Origin of the sequence: Streptomyces cadmiisoli (assembly GCF_003261055.1) — a bacterium.
Classification (GTDB): domain Bacteria; phylum Actinomycetota; class Actinomycetes; order Streptomycetales; family Streptomycetaceae; genus Streptomyces; species Streptomyces cadmiisoli.
Window position 1 is genome coordinate 515,198 of the sequence record NZ_CP030074.1, and the last position, 12,092, is coordinate 527,289.

10 protein-coding genes are annotated in these 12,092 nt (G+C 69.4%); 8 read left to right on the plus strand and 2 right to left on the minus strand.

Annotated features, from left to right (window positions below; translation table 11 throughout):
- Nucleotides 1-145: 145 nt before the first annotated feature.
- Entirely contained in the window at nt 146-844 is a 699-nt protein-coding gene (locus DN051_RS43080) for an RNA polymerase sigma factor (RefSeq protein ID WP_112443174.1), read from the plus strand.
- Nucleotides 841-1,947, plus strand: a complete 1,107-nt coding sequence (locus DN051_RS43085; RefSeq protein WP_112443175.1) for a CU044_5270 family protein — start codon at nt 841-843, stop codon at nt 1,945-1,947. Before DN051_RS43080 ends, DN051_RS43085 begins: the two co-directional genes overlap by 4 nt.
- A gap of 168 nt (nt 1,948-2,115) precedes the next feature.
- Here DN051_RS43085 and DN051_RS43090 read toward each other — a convergent pair whose 3' ends face one another.
- The gene (locus DN051_RS43090; RefSeq protein WP_112443176.1) at nt 2,116-3,024 is read right to left on the minus strand and encodes a PaaX family transcriptional regulator; all 909 of its coding nucleotides are present in this window, start codon (nt 3,022-3,024) and stop codon (nt 2,116-2,118) included.
- Between the two features lie 319 nt (nt 3,025-3,343).
- Here DN051_RS43090 and DN051_RS43095 point away from each other — a divergent pair, with 319 nt between their 5' ends.
- Nucleotides 3,344-4,855, plus strand: coding sequence for an acyl-CoA synthetase (locus DN051_RS43095; RefSeq protein WP_112443177.1), 1,512 nt, complete (start codon nt 3,344-3,346; stop codon nt 4,853-4,855).
- A gap of 127 nt (nt 4,856-4,982) precedes the next feature.
- Nucleotides 4,983-6,122 (plus strand): acyl-CoA dehydrogenase family protein, encoded by a 1,140-nt coding sequence (locus DN051_RS43100; protein ID WP_112443178.1) that lies wholly within the window; start codon nt 4,983-4,985, stop codon nt 6,120-6,122.
- A 195-nt stretch (nt 6,123-6,317) separates the two neighbouring features.
- On the opposite strand, the gene DN051_RS43105 is transcribed toward DN051_RS43100, so the two are convergent.
- Entirely contained in the window at nt 6,318-7,316 is a 999-nt protein-coding gene (locus tag DN051_RS43105) for an NAD(P)H-dependent flavin oxidoreductase (RefSeq protein WP_053763601.1), read from the minus strand.
- A gap of 248 nt (nt 7,317-7,564) precedes the next feature.
- On the opposite strand from DN051_RS43105, the gene DN051_RS43110 reads away from it, so the two are divergent.
- From DN051_RS43110 to DN051_RS43130, 4 genes are all read left to right on the plus strand, one after another.
- Nucleotides 7,565-8,482 (plus strand): LysR family transcriptional regulator, encoded by a 918-nt coding sequence (locus DN051_RS43110; protein ID WP_112443179.1) that lies wholly within the window; start codon nt 7,565-7,567, stop codon nt 8,480-8,482.
- 212 nt (nt 8,483-8,694) lie between these two features.
- Nucleotides 8,695-9,819, plus strand: coding sequence for a hypothetical protein (locus DN051_RS43115; RefSeq protein ID WP_162625193.1), 1,125 nt, complete (start codon nt 8,695-8,697; stop codon nt 9,817-9,819).
- A 330-nt stretch (nt 9,820-10,149) separates the two neighbouring features.
- The gene (locus tag DN051_RS43125; protein ID WP_162625194.1) at nt 10,150-10,701 is read left to right on the plus strand and encodes a hypothetical protein; all 552 of its coding nucleotides are present in this window, start codon (nt 10,150-10,152) and stop codon (nt 10,699-10,701) included.
- 58 nt (nt 10,702-10,759) lie between these two features.
- Nucleotides 10,760-11,572: a class I SAM-dependent methyltransferase gene (locus DN051_RS43130; protein ID WP_112443182.1), complete on the plus strand. Its 813-nt coding sequence runs from the start codon at nt 10,760-10,762 to the stop codon at nt 11,570-11,572.
- Nucleotides 11,573-12,092 lie beyond the last annotated feature (520 nt).

Consider the following 12,092-nt stretch of genomic DNA (forward strand, 5'->3'; position numbering starts at 1 on the left):
CCCCGATTCCCCTGTGTCGGATGGCCGTTCGGGCCGGTCCCGGCGCTCCGGCCGGCGCTCGGCGACCATCCCGGCCCATACATGTGACGTGGCTCATGGGAACCCGGGGTGGCCGGTGAGACAGGTTAGTGAGGTGACCACAGATATGCGGACCCGGATCCGGGCCGGCGACCCCAGCGCGTTCGCCGAGCTGTACGACAGTTATGCCCGTACCGTCTACAACCATGCCTTCCGGCTCACCGCCGACTGGTCCGCGGCGGAGGACGTGATGGCGGAGACCTTCATGGAGGCCTGGCGGCTGCGCGACCGGGTCGACGCGGAGGGCGGCTCCCTGCGCCCGTGGGTGCTGGGCGTCGCGACCAATATCGCGCGCGCCCACTACCGCAGCAATCGGCGCTACCGTTCGGCCGCGAACGCGGCCGCCCAGGCGGAGACGGCCCTGCCCGATCACGCCGACGAGGTCGCGGGCCGGATCGACGACCGGCGGCGGATCGCCGCGGCCCTGCGTGCGCTGGCCCTCCTGCGCCGTCCCGAGCGCGAGGTCCTGACCCTGTGCCTGTGGGAGGGGCTGGAGTACACGGCCGCCGCGGACGCGCTCGGCATCGCCGTCGGCACGGTCCGCTCCCGACTCTCCCGGGCCCGCACCAAGCTGCGCAAGCTCACCGAGGCCGAACTCGCAGGCCCGCCGGCGGGCGACCCGGCGCGGGTCTCGCCCACCGAGCGGCGGGGCGAGGGGAACTCGGGAATATCCGCCCCCCGAAACATGGAACTCGGCCACCCGGATCGACAGGTAAGAGGGGACCGTATCAACACGATCCGGCCCGTATCGGGAGGGAACCGATGAAAGCGAATCAGTCCCGGCAGAGTCCGGCTGAGTGGGAGGAGAGCGCGTCTCTCCTGCCGCAGACTGGACGCGATCTTCCGACGGGCCGTCACCAGTTCCACAGGGAGCGTCTGATGGCCCACATCCAGCAGGACATGCAGCGGGAAGAGAACCCGGCGAGCACGGGCGCCGCCCGGCCGCGCACACGGGGCTTCCGGCTGCCGCGTCCGGCGATCCTGCTGCCCGCGTCCGCCCTCGCCGTGGCCGGCGCGGTCGTCGCCGGCACGGCGTTGAACAGCGGGACCGGCGCGAACCCCGCTGAGTTCGCCACCGGACCGGCACTGACCACGCAGCTCGGCAGCACGACCACCAAGGGCGTGCCGCAACTGCTCGACCAGGTATCGCTGGTGGCGGGGGAGGGCTCCCGGCCGGAGGTGAAGCCCGGCCAGTACATCTACATCGAGTCCAAGTCGGCCCAGACCTTCGTCAAGACGGTCCACGGCAAGAGCAGTCTTGCCAGCCACCCCCTGCACAGGCGCCAGGTCTGGATGTCCGCCGACGGAACCAAGGGCTGGCTGATCGACCCGGCGGTCAACGACAGCCCCGAGGGCGAGACGCTGAGCCTGCCCGACGAGAAGGGCAACACCCCCAAGGCGCACATGGGTGCCCCGTCGTACGACTTCCTGGCCGCCCTGCCCACCGACCCCGACCAGCTGCTGGAGCTGATCTACAAGAAGACCAAGGGGCAGGGCAACACCCCCGACCAGCAGGCGTTCACCACGATCGGCGACCTGGTCAGTGAAAGCCTGCCGCCGGCCGAGCTGAATTCGGCGCTGTTCAAGGCGGCGGCGAAGATCCCCGGCGTCTTCGTGGTCAACGACGCTCAGGACGCGGTCGGCCGTACCGGGGTCGCGGTGGCACGGCTGGACGAGACCAGCGGCGCGCGCGAGGAGTGGATCTTCGACAAGAAGACCCATGTCTTCCTCGGCGCGCGCATTGTGCAGGTCAAGCAGGTCTCCGAGTACGGTGTCGTGATGAAGCCGGGGACGGTGCAGTACACCGACGCCATCATCAACCGGGCGATCGTCGACGGCATCAAGCAGACGCCCGGGCAGGGTGCCTGACGTTTCATCATCCCGCCCGGGGTTGTCGACGCCCGGCGCGGGCCCGCACATGTGGCCTCCGTCCCAGGACGGAGGCCACACGCGCATGAGCGACAGGCCCGCGGCGGCGCCGTCATCACCACGGCGGGGTGACCGAGGGGGCCGGCGGAGTCAGGCGGCCCGGTCCGCTCAGTCCCGCAGCGGCATCGTCTCCAGCAACCGCTGGGCCGACGCCAGGGCCACCGGGTCCATGCGGGCTTCGGCGCGGCGGAAGACGCCCTGCGCCGCGGCGGCGGGCCAGTCGGCGGGCAGGTGCTGGGCGGGCAGGTACGGGTCGGCCCGGATCACCAGCAGCCACTCCGTCAGCAGGCGCAGTTGGAGCGCGATCGCGTCGGCGTCGGCGGCCGGGATCGTGCCGTCGCGGCCGTCGGCGAAAGCGGACCAGCGATGCCGGAAGGCCCGGTAGCCGGCGGCCGGCGTGTCCAGATCCCAGGTGTCGTGGATCATGCGGTCGGTGTCGGTGGCCGGATCGGCGGTGGACCGGAACACCCGCAAGTAGGAGGCGAGTTCGGTGTCCTCCGTGAGGCGGGTGACGTCCGCGGCGCCGGGCGCGATCCACAGGCCGCCGATCAGCGGGGCGAATCCGGCCCAGGTGAGCCGGGAGCGCAGATCGTGGCGGCGTCGCTGCTCCGCCTCGGGCAGGGAGAAGGCGAGCAGCGTCCAGGTGCCGTCCCAGTCCTTGTTGACGGCGTCGCGGGCGAGCAGCCGCTGCTTGCCGTCTTCGAGGATCGCGGTCGCGCGGTCGGTGAGGCCGAAGTACATACGCCGTCCCGCGCGGCGGCGCCGCAACAGGCCGCGGTCGACCATGCGGCTCAGTGTCGAGCGCGTCGCGCGTTCGCCCACCCCGGTGTGGGCGAGGACGTCGATGATGCTGCCGGAGTAGACGCACAGGTCGCTGCCCAGCACGAAGTTGCCGAGGAAGTTGAGCATGAGCGACTGAGGTCTGAGTGCCGGCCCGCTCCCCGGTTCCGCCCCGGCCGTGTCCTCGTGGGCCGTGTCCTCGTCGGGACCGCCTTTCCCGACGTCGCTCTGGATCATGCGTCCCTCCCGGGTACGTCACCGGCCGACCGACCGCGCTCAATGTTGCGCATTTTCTTGACCATAGTCGAAGAACTGCATAACTTCAGCTCCGACGTACCGGACAGCCTGCCCCTCCACTGGAGCTCCCCTTGGATCCTTCCGGGAAAGTCGCCGCTGCCATCGGCAGCGGGGCCGGTCCCGGAATCGACCGCGCTCGTGCCCTCGCCGAGGTCCGGCTTCTCATGTTCACGGAGGACGCGGCCCGTCCTCCCGGCCCGGCCGAGGTCTGAACGCACCACGCACCCGCTTGCTCCCTGGGACGCAAAGGAGCGTCTACATGCGCAACCACGGCATCGGTTCCTGGACGCGGCGGCGCTCGCGGAAGAACCCCCGCCGCGTCGCCCTCGTCCACCACGACACCCGGATCACCTACGGCCAACTGCACGACCGCACCGTCCGGCTGGCCCATCACCTGCGGCACCTGGGCGTCCGCCGGGGCGACCGGATCGCCTACCTCGGGCCGAACCACCCCGCGTACCTGGAGACGATGTTCGCCACGTCCCTCCTCGGTGCCGTGTTCGTCCCGCTCAACACCCGCCTCGCCGAGCCCGAACTGCGGCAGTGCCTGTCCGACTCCGGCTCCTTGGTCCTCGTCCACTCCCCGGTGTTCGCCGCTTTCGCCGACGCCTGCGGTGTCATCCGGCGGGTGTCCGTGGACGCCTCGTACGAGCGGGCACTGGCCGGGGCCGAGACCACCGAGATCGACGAGCACGTCTCCGGCGACGACCTGGCGATGATCATGTACACCTCGGGCACGACCGGCCGTGCCAAGGGCGCCATGCTGACGCATGCCAACGTCATCTGGAACTGCCACAACATGCTGGTCGACATGGACTTCGCCTCGGACGAGGTGACCCTGCTGTCCGCACCGCTGTTCCACACCGCGTGCCTGAACGTGGCGTGCCTGCCGACGCTCCTCAAGGGCGGAACGGTCGTGCTCGAAGAGACGTTCTCGCCGTCCCGCACCCTCGACCTGATCGAGGAACACGCCGTCACCGCCATGTTCGGCGTGCCGACGATGTTCCAGCAGATCGCCGCCGAGGAGCGATTCGACCGGGCCGACTTCTCGTCCATGCGGTTCCTGATGTGCGGTGCGGCCCCCGTACCGCTCGCGCTGATCGAGACGTATCAACAACGAGGTCTGATCCTGCTCCAGGGTTACGGAATGACCGAGGCCTCCGCGGGCATCGCCGTGCTGGACTCGGAGCACGCCGTGGCCAAGGTCGGCAGCGCGGGGCTGCCGCAGTTCTACACCGACGTGCGTGTCGTCGATGCCGCCGGCCGGGACACCGCCCCCGGCGAGCGCGGCGAACTGCTCGTCGAGGGCCCGTCGGTGATCCCCGGCTACTGGGGTCTGCCGGCGGAGACGCTGGCTGCCTTCACCGACGGATGGCTCCGCTCCGGTGACGTGGCCGTGCGCGACGACGACGGCTACCTCACCATCGTCGACCGGATCAAAGACATGATCATCTCGGGTGGGGAGAACATCTATCCGGCCGAGGTGGAGAACGCGCTGTACCAGCATTCGGCCGTGGCGGACTGCGCCGTGATCGGCGTACCCGACGAGCAGTGGGGCGAGGTCGGCCGCGCCGTGGTCGTCCGCGCGCGGGGCGAGGCGGCCACCGCCGAGGACATCCTCTCCTTCCTCGAAGGGCGGCTCGCCCGCTACAAGATCCCCAAATCGGTCGTCTTCACCGACGCACTGCCCCGCAGCGGCGTCGGCAAGCTCCTCAAGCCCCTGATCCGGAAGACCTACGGGACCCTCTCGTCCTCCGGAACCACCGCGTGACCGTGCCTTGATCCCGTCGACGCCGTCGACGGGATCAAGGCACGCCGGGCACCGGACCCGGCCGCACCGGCGGCCGGCCACCACGCCCGATCACGGCCCCCTTCCTTCTCCGCACCGAGGTGATGTCATGCCTTCCTCCCTGTTCACCGACGACCAAGAGGCGTTGCGGTCCATGGTCCGCGACTTCGTCGACCGTGAGGTCGCCCCGTACGTGGAGGAGTGGGAGCGGGCGGGACTCATCGAACCGAAGTTGCAGGCCAAGGCGGGCGGCCTGGGCCTGCTCGGATTCGCGGTGCCCGAGCAGTACGGCGGCTCAGGCACCGACGACTACCGTTTCCGCTGCGTGATCATGGAGGAGCTCGCCCGGGTCGGCGCGGCGGCGGTGAACGTCGCGTTCGGCGGCTTCGACGACCTCGTGGGCCCGTATCTGACCGACCTCGGCACGGAGGAGCAGAGGCAGCGGTGGCTGCCCGGCCTGTGCGCGGGCGAGTTGCGCACGGCCATCGCCATGACCGAACCCGAGACCGGCAGCGACCTGCGCGGCATCAGGACGACGGCCGTGCGCGAAGGCGGCGGCTGGGTTCTGAACGGCAGCAAGACCTTCATCACCAGCGGCGCCCAGGCCGACGTCGTGGTGACCTTCGCCCGCACCGGGGAGGGAGAGTTCAGCCTGTTCCTGCTGGAGAAGGGGATGCCCGGTTTCACGCAGGGCCGCCGCCTGGACAAGCTGGGGCAGCGTGGCGAGGACGTGTCCGAACTGTTCTTCGACGACGTGCGCCTGCCGCACGACAGCCTGCTGGGAACCGAGGGCGCAGGCTTCCGGTACCTGATGGAGCGGTTGCCCAAGGAGCGCCTGTTCATCGCGTACTACGGCCTGGCCGCCGCCGAGGCCGCGCTCGACTGGACCATCGCCTACACCCGGCAGCGCCGGGCCTTCGGCCGTCCCGTGGCCGACTTCCAGGCCACGAGGTTCACCCTGGCCGAGCTGTCCACGGAGATCGATGTCACCCGTGCCTACCTGGAGCGCTGTGTACTCGCCGTGAACTCCGGGACGCTGACCGCCGTCGACGCCGCCAAGGCGAAGTGGTGGGCCACGGAACTGCAGAACCGCGTCATCGACCGGTGCCTCCAACTGCACGGCGGCTACGGATACATGCGTGAGTACCCGATCGCGCGGGCCTACGCGGACGCCCGGGTGTCCACGGTCTATGGGGGCACCACCGAGATCATGAAGGAGATCGTGGGCCGGGACCTGGTGAGGCCATGAGGGCGGAAGCGGCAGGTCACCGGTGAGCTGCCGCACACACCTCGGGCGGTGACGACACGGCGCCCCCACCCGGCGGGCCGGGTGGGGGCGCCGTGTCGTCGCACTGTTCGCGGGGGCCGCGTTCGCGTACGCCGTCGACGGGGTCGCCGACCGCTGGTGGCCGCCGCGTGCGCCGAAGACGGTGCCGACCGGTGGTCAGGCGGATGCCGAAGGGACGGCGTGGGAGGCTGTCTTCGTGTTGAGGGCGGCGATGGCTTCGTCGTACTGCGTGGCGAGTTCGCCGACGAGGTCGCTGACCGTTGTGACCCGTGTGATGGCGCCGACGCCCTGCCCGGAACCCCAGATGTCCTTCCACGCCTTGGCCTGGATTCCGCCCGACGAGCCGAAGTCCATGGCCGCGGGCCCGGACTCGGGAAGGTCGTCGGGGTCGAGACCGGCGGCGACGATGCTGCCGCGCAGGTAGTTGCCGTGGACGCCGGTGAACAGGTTGCTGTAGACGATGTCCTTCGCCGTGCTGTCGACGATCATCTGCTTGTAGCCGGTCGGGGTGTTCGCCTCGACGGTCGACAGGAACGCCGAGCCGATGTAGGCGAGGTCGGCGCCCACTGCCAGGGCGGCCAGGATCGACCGGCCGTGCGCGATGGCCCCTGACACCAGGAGAGGACCGTCGAACCACTGCCGTATCTCCTGTACGAGAGCGAACGGGGACCGGGTGCCCGCGTGACCGCCCGCGCCGGCGGCCACGGCGACGAGGCCGTCGGCCCCCTTCTCGACGGCCTTGCGGGCGAACTCGTCGGTCGTGACGTCATGCAGGACGATGCCGCCGTAGGAATGGACCGCTTCGTTGATCTCGGGCCGCGCCCCCAACGACGTGATCACGATCGGCACGCGGTGCTCCACGATCACGCTCATGTCGAGGTCGAGCCGGTCGTTGGAGCGGTGCACGATCTGGTTCACCGCGTACGGGGCGACCACGGCGTCCGGGTGGGCGGCCGCGTAGGCGGTGGTCTCCTCGGCGATGCGGTCCAGCCAGTCGGACAGCAGCGAGGCGGGCCGTGCGTTGAGGGCCGGGAAGGAGCCGATCACACCGGCCTGGCACTGGGCGATGACCAGTTCGGGGCCGGAGGCGATGAACAGGGGCGAGCCCACCACAGGGAGCGTGAGCGGGCGGGAGAGCACGGGCGGCAGCGGCATGAGGATCCTTCGGACGAGTGGACGGGACTCCGCTTCCGAGCGGCTGGAGGAAACGCAGCACACCTCGTGAGGCGTTGTCCGGGAGGAGGCGCTGTGCCGGAGGAACGCCGTGAACGCGACGTGACAGGGCCCCAGGACGTCAGCACATCACAGCCGCTCCAGCGGATCATGAGTCGAATCGGTTGCGATCGTGACATGGCCGCCGCCGACCGCCTGAGTCATACTCGCCTGACCGAGGGAGGCGACGGATGGACATCCGAGAGCTTCGGTACGCGGTCACGCTCGCCGAGGAACTCCACTTCGGCCGCGCGGCGCGGCGTCACTACATCAGCGCGCAGCCCTTCGGCCGTCACATCCAACGCCTTGAACGCGAGGTCGGCGTCGCGTTGTTCGCACGCACGAGCAGGCGGGTCACACTCACCGCGGCCGGTGAGCGGTTCATCGGCCAGGCACGATCGATCTTGGCCGCGATCGACGCCCTGCCGGCCGCGGGATCCCCGCAGGACGTGCGGGAACCCGCCCTCACGATCGGCGTCCTCGGCTTCGGCCTGGGTGAACTTTGGCCTCGCTTCGTCCAGCTCCTGCGTGACCGTCTGCCCGCGTGTGCTTTCGTCTACCGGGACCTCGACTTCGTCGACCAGTACGACGCCGTCCGTGAGAACCGGGTGGACGCCGGCATCGTGCACTACACGGGGCCCGTTGAGGGCCTGGCCTTCGAACGGGTGCTCAGCAGCCCGCGCGTCGCCGTCGTCCCGGCACGGTCGGAGTTCGCGGACGCCGAGTATTTGTCCGCCGCCGACCTCGGCGGTCGGCAGAGGGTGCCCGTGGTCTCCGCCAGACCCGGCTCGGCCGCGTGGGCGGGCCGCTGGGGCGTGGCCCCGTCCGGCGCGCCGCCGGTCCGCACTCCCGCCGCACTGCCGGACGCCGTCGCGGCAACGGGACGGTTCTCCGTGCATGCCGCTGCCGCCGCCCGCTTCTATCCGCACCCGGATGTGCGCTTCGTACCCATGGACGGGGCGCCGTGCGAGATCGCCGTCGCCACCCGCGCAGCGGACCGGCGCCCCGTGACGGAGACCGTACGACAGTCCGCGCGTCTCCTTCCGGCACTGGGAGGACCTCGCCCGACGGCCGAGGGTGACCTTGCTTTCGTGAAGCCGTCGATGTGAAGCCGTCGAAGTGAGGCCTCGTTCCGTCGAGGCGCCCATCGCAACACTTTTCGCTGATGATGCGACGGCCACGAAGTGGTTGCCTTGAGGGAATCGCCTCACCGCTCCCTGAACTCGTCGGCAGATCCTGCCTTCGCAGGAGCGTGAAGAACCCCCCTTGAGTGACCGGACTTGGACGACACCGGCTCCGCGCCGGAGGAGGAGCAAGGACTGTGACCACTCCGCTTCACCAGTCACCCCACCCACTGACCTTCCTGGCCCGCAGCGGCGACGGGACGTCTCGCGAGGGAGAAGTGGCGTACCACATAGAGGTGATGGGCCTCGGCGGGTTCCAGAAGGAAGGTCTGGCCCGGGATGTGCGCACCGGTCGCACCTGGCGTCTGGTGTGCGATGAAGGTGCCTATCTGAACGGTGCGAACATGGCGCCGGCGCCGCTCGCGTACTGGGTGGCCGGCCTGCACGGGGACATCACGGCTCGGATCGCCGAAGCGGCACGCGAGGCCCGCGTGGTCCTCGACGAACTCGATGTGGTCGTCACTCAGGGCTTCGGCGTCAAAGGATCGTTCGCCAAGGGGGAGGCGACGGCCCAGGTCCACCACATGACCTGCGATGTCGAACTGGTATGCGATGAGGACGAGACGACCGTGCGAATGCTGGTCGAACAGGCCCTCGGCAGGTCCTCCGCCATGGCCGCCGTGGCCGGCGCCCACCATGGGCGGTTCTCGTTGAGCGCCAACGGCAGGGCGACACCCGTCAGCAACCTCCCGGTGTGCACGGAGCCCCTGGCAGACCCCTTCCTCGAACACGCCCAGCGGCCCGAACCGGTCGAGACGCAACCGGCGGCGGCGCCCGTCCCCCATCCCGAAGGGGACAAGCCGCCCGTCATGCTGACAGATGACGACGACGGCATCGTGAGCTGGCGCATCCGGACCGACGGCGGCCTGGATCCCGCCACGGGTCTGGTCGCCTCCCACGTCTGGTTCTCGGAGAACTCCGCCACCTGGACGTGCTTGAGCGATCCGGCCAACGAGGCGGCTCCCGATCCGCTCGTGCACTTCTCCATCGGTACGGCCTTCTGCTTCCACACCCAGCTGTGCCGCTACGTCAGCATCCGCAGGATCCCGGTCGACGCTCCCCGCCTCGCTCAGCTGAGCCGGTTCCCCACATCGGGCTTCGAGCCCCTGGACACGGGCCTGTTCCTGCACGGCCAGGTGTCGGCCGAGGACGCCACCAACCTGATGTCCGCCGCGGCGAACACGTGTTACGCCCACCGGGCCCTCAGCGTCGAAGTGGAGCAGCGCGTCTCGATCACACACAGGAGGACTCGGACTCCCTGACGCCGGCACTTCGGACGTGGACGGCGCGAGGGCTGGGAGAACCCGAACCCGAACCCGAACCCGAACCCGTTCCCGAACCCGATCCCGAACCCGAACCCGCACCGGTCGACGGGCCGGCGGACTTCGAGCCGCATGGTGATGGCCGAGATCGTTGTGCCCGGCGACCTGGCCGCCGCCGACGCACTGGCTGACGTTGCACCGAGGGGATCAGCCGCAAACTGAGCCGGCCACGGCTCCCACTCGGTGCGTGACTCGCACCCTTCGCACTGAAGTCCGGGTTGTCGGAAAACCGGTTCCACCTCATGGCGCACGGCTGCGAGACTGCCTGGCGTGCCTCGACCTGAACTCTCAGAGCTTGAGTACCTGCGGGAGATCGAGCGCCTTGCCAGGGAGGTGACCACTGCGGCGTCGGCCGAGGGCCGGCTGTCTTACGAGCCCGACCCGGACGATGCAACGCCGCTCCAGCGAGCCGTCAACGCACTGGCACGCGAGATCCGGCACTACCACTTTCCCGGCGACGGTTGCTTGCCCGAGGAGGACCGGCCCATGGTGCGGTTGGCCGGCGTGATGGTGCTGCGGCCGATGCTCCTGCCGTCAGGCATGGAGGAGACCTACGAGGAGGCGTGCGAGCGCCTCGGTGTCGAGGCCCGTGCCGAGGGCTGGGCGCTGTGGAACACCTGGGGCAAGGGTGGGGCGCGGGTCACCATGGTGGTCTCGTCGGTCGACACGACCGAGGGTCTGCTGGCGAACTGGGCGCGCGGCCGACACGTGTACCCGGTGACGCCGGTCCCCTCCCAGATAGCCCGCATCCGACAAGGATGGGCCGGCCCCATGACGTTCTCACCCTTCGGCGCCGAACGATTGGGCCTCACAGGGCAGTGAGATGGCGGTGAGCCCGGCAGCGTAGTGCCCCGGTCCGCCTCCATGTATCGTCCGGATTATGGGGGATCTGGCAGGGCGCTGGCGGAAGTTGAACAGGGCGTACTGGGACGAACGGGTGCCGATTCATCTCGGCGCGGCCCTCTACGACATGGAGGGGTTCCGGGCCTCACCGGATTCGCTGAAGGACTTCGAGACGGCCGAGGTGGGTGATGTCAGGGACAAGCGCCTGATCCATCTGCAGTGCCACTTCGGCCGGGACACGCTGTCGTGGGCGGCACGCGGAGCGCAGGTCACCGGGCTCGACTTCTCGCCGCCCGCGATCGAAGCGGCTGCACGACTCGCGACCGAACTCGGTATCGACGCGCGCTTCCTGACCGCGGACGTCTACGACGCGGTCTCGGCGGTCGAGGGGGAGACCTTCGACATCGTCTATGTCAGCTTCGGCGCGCTGAACTGGCTTCCCGACATCAGCCGCTGGGCGTCGGTGGTGGCCGAACTCCTCGCTCCCGCCGGGTTCTTGTATCTGGCGGAGTTCCATCCCTTCAGCTTCGTCCTCGACGACGCGACGGCGAGCACGGTCACGCACGACTACTTCGACGAAGGCCCGGAAGCCTCGGGAGGCCCCGGCACCTACGCCGACGAGGCCGCGACGACCGAACACGACGAGACCGTCGAATGGCGACACAGCCTGGCGACCGTTGTCTCGGCGATCGCCGGAGCCGGGCTGCGGATCCAGTTCCTTCACGAACACGACCACACGTTCTACCTCCAACGCCAGTCCCTTGCGAGCGACGACGGCGACGTCTACCGGCAACCTGCGGGCGCTCCGCGCATCCCCCTCACATATTCGATCCGCGCGCAGAAGGTGTGAGCAGGCCTCTCCAGAGAGGATCCGGCAACCCGCTCAGGCTCGACGTTCAGCGCCAGGTCGCGGAACAGGTCTCCCAGCCGCCGGCCGCGCAACGGCGGCACAGCGCTCCGAGAACCGATGAAAGCGAATCATTCCCGGCACAGTCCCGCCGACTCGAACTCGGGACTGTTCTGGACTCACACGTGGCGCAGATGTGCCACGTGCCCAAGTGAGCCAGCCGATAAGGCAGTCTGCGCCTGCATTCCTGCCGAATTGTGAGCCGGGCCGGCGACGCCAAGCCCCTTCTCGACGTGGCGCCGGACCTGCGACTTCGGCGTTCCGGCCTCCGGTGTGCCACGTCTCGGACGGATTGGTTGCGGGCCGCTCACGTCGCACTTGGGTCATGTCGCAGTTACGCCCTGCAGAGCCGGATGCCGCTACAGCTTGATGGGTCAATAATCCCAACGGCTTGTGAATCTCAGGTATACGGAAGGCTCTACCTATGCCCAGAAACCGCCTGAGGGCGGCGATAGCGGCTGGA